The organism is Mycobacterium sp., from assembly GCF_049281135.1.
Classification (GTDB): Bacteria; Actinomycetota; Actinomycetes; order Mycobacteriales; family Mycobacteriaceae; genus Mycobacterium.
Map to the genome: position 1 here is coordinate 1 of NZ_JBAPRN010000435.1, position 2,878 is coordinate 2,878.

Sequence of the window (2,878 nt, forward strand, 5' to 3'; positions counted from 1 at the left end):
CCACTCAGCTGGTGCTCGGTAGCTCTCGGCGGTCACGGTGGGCGAGCTTCTTCAGCGAGGGAATCGGTGCGGCCACCATCAATGACTCGGGCAAGATCGACGTGCACATGGTCACCCATGAGCAGGCCAACCGTGGCTTGGAGCTCTCGGCGATCTCGCCGCGCACCCGCCAGCTCGTGTCCTGGCTGGCCGCGATCAGTGTGCCGTGGGCGATCTTGGCGGTCACCATCCGCCTGGGTCCAGTGCTCGACCTCGGCGCAAAATCCACCCTCTTCTTTGCCGGGGTGATTGCCGTCGCGTTGTTCGGCGGTGTGGCACCAGCGGTGTTGTCGGGGGTGTTGTCCGGGGCGCTTTTGGACTACTTCTATACCGAACCGCGTTACTCGTTCACCGTCGCCAACACGAGCAACGTGTTGACCATTGTGCTTCTGCTCGGGGTCGCGATGGCGATCGGCGTGCTGGTCGACGCCGCCGCCAGCCGGGCGCGCGAAGCCAGGCGAGCGGGCCAGGAGGCCGAGCTGCTTTCGCTATTCGCCGCGTCGGTGCTGCGCGGCGCCGACCTCAGTACGCTCCTGGAGCGTGTGCGCGAGGCGTACTCCCAGCGCGCGGTATGCCTAGTGCGTGAGGTGGATGGTCAGGTGATCCCGGTCGCGGGGGTGGGGTCCGAGGCGTGCCTGACCGTGGATGCCGCTGACACCGCGGTGAAAGTCGGCGATGACGAATTCTGGATGCTGATGTCCGGGCGCCGACTGACCGGTCGCGACCGCCGGGTGCTGTCGGTCGTTGCGACACAGGCCGCCGGTCTGGTCAAGCAGGGCGAGCTCGCCCAAGAGGCCGGCAAAGTCCAATCGCTCGCCGAAGCCGACGAGCTGCGCCGCCTGCTGCTGTCCGCCCTCGGCCACGACCTGCGGACTCCCCTGACCGCCGCCAAGGCCGCGGTGTCCAGCCTGCGCGCCGAGGATGTCTGGTTCTCAGCAGAGGACACCAGCGAGTTGCTTGCCACCGTTGAAGAGTCGGTGGACCAGCTGAGCCTGCTGGTGGCCAACCTGCTGGACTCGTCTCGGCTGGCTGCCGGCGTGGTGCGGCCCGAGCTGACCGAGGTCTACCTCGAAGAGGTCGTACAGCGCGCGCTCGTCGGCATCGGCGGGCGCACCGCGATTTACGGGCGGGCCGGCATCGATCGGGTCAAGGTGGAGGTCGGCGGCACGGTCGCCATGGGTGACGCGGGCCTGCTGGAACGAGTGTTGTCCAACGTGATCGACAACGCCCTTCGCTACGCGCCGGAAAGCATGGTGCGGGTCAATGCCGGACAGGTCGGACCGCGGGTGTTGATCAACATCATCGACGAAGGACCGGGAGTGTCAAAAGGTGCCGCGGACGAGATGTTTCAACCGTTCCAGCGGCTCGGCGATTTCGATACAACCGCCGGTCTGGGTCTCGGTCTGTCGGTGGCCAAGGGATTCGTCGAAGCAATGGGCGGCACTATTACCGCGAGCGATACTCCCGGTGGCGGCCTGACCATTCTGGTCGATCTGGCCGCGCCGCTGCAGGACCGGCACGGGAGCGATGCGGCGATGACAAGGAGCGGCACAGATGACTAGGGTGCTGGTGGTCGACGACGACCCCCAGCTTCTGCGCGCACTGCGGATCAACCTGTCAGTGCGCGGCTACGAGGTGATCATCGCCCCGACCGGGTCGCGCGCGCTGACCTTGGCCGCCGAACACCCGCCCCAAGTGGTGATCTTGGACCTGGGCATGCCCGACATCTCCGGTATCGAGGTGCTCGCCGGCCTGCGCGGCTGGCTGTCGGCGCCGGTGATCGTGCTGTCCGCACGCACCGATTCGTCCGACAAGGTGGGCGCACTCGACGCGGGCGCCGACGACTACATGACGAAGCCCTTCGGCATGGACGAACTGCTGGCCCGGTTGCGGGCTGCGGTCCGACGGGCGGCAGTGGCCACCGGCGCGGACAATCCCGTCGTGGAGACCAAGTCGTTCCTTGTCGACCTCTCGGCGAAAAGAGTCATCAAGAACGGCGAGGAAGTCCACCTGACCCCGACCGAATGGGGCATGCTGGAAATGCTGGTGCGCAATCGCGGCAAGCTGGTCGGCCGCGAAGAGTTGCTCAGAGAGGTATGGGGGCCCAAGTACGCCAAGGAAACCCATTATCTGCGGGTCTTTCTGGCGCAGTTGCGACGCAAGCTCGAGGACGATCCGTCGCATCCCGCCCATTTGCTGACCGAGGCGGGAATGGGTTATCGCTTCGAGGCTTGATCCGTTGCGCAAGAACGGGTTCACCATGCAGTTAAATAGCCCCGCGGCGAGTCGTATTGCGTGCCAGCAATATTAAGCGGTGGCGCGGGATGCGGTAAGACCGTGGTGTAGCCTGGTTTGGTAGCGGTGTCAGCAAAGCGGGTGTGCGCCCGCGCGAAGTCTCCGGCTCGATGGCAATCAGGTACACCCCAGTGGCGGATGAGAGAATGCAGCATCACATCATTGTCAGCGGTGACGATCCGCTGGCCACCACAATCATCGACGAGCTGGAAACCGCTGGCGCGGAAGTTGTCCGGCTCAACACTAGCGAGTTCACCTCAGTCGCCGACGATTTGGACGCTGCCGATGTCGCTGACGCGCTCGCGGTAATCTGCGCTGGCGACGACGACGCCGTCAATCTCGAAATCGCCTTGCTGGCAAGGAAAGCCAATCCGTCCCTACGCGTGGTGGCCAGGCTGGCAAATGACGTGTTGCGCAAGGCGATGGCGGCCAACAATGGGCCGGGCGCGATCCTCGATGTCGCGGAGTTGACCGCGCAGTCGGTCGTCGAGGCATGCCTGGCGCGCCGGACGCATCCATTCGAGGCGGCCGGTGTGAAGTTTCT

General features: G+C 65.3%; 3 protein-coding genes. All 3 read left to right on the forward strand.

Annotated features, from left to right (window positions below):
• A partial coding sequence (locus WAN02_RS17795; protein WP_422265567.1) for a DUF4118 domain-containing protein occupies window positions 1-1,601 on the forward strand: 1,601 nt, incomplete at its 5' end.
• A complete protein-coding gene (locus WAN02_RS17800; RefSeq protein WP_422265568.1) occupies window positions 1,594-2,274 on the forward strand; it encodes a response regulator in 681 nt (226 codons plus the stop codon). The genes WAN02_RS17795 and WAN02_RS17800, both read left to right, overlap by 8 nt.
• A gap of 206 nt (window positions 2,275-2,480) precedes the next feature.
• A partial coding sequence (locus tag WAN02_RS17805; protein ID WP_422265569.1) for an NAD-binding protein occupies window positions 2,481-2,878 on the forward strand: 398 nt, incomplete at its 3' end.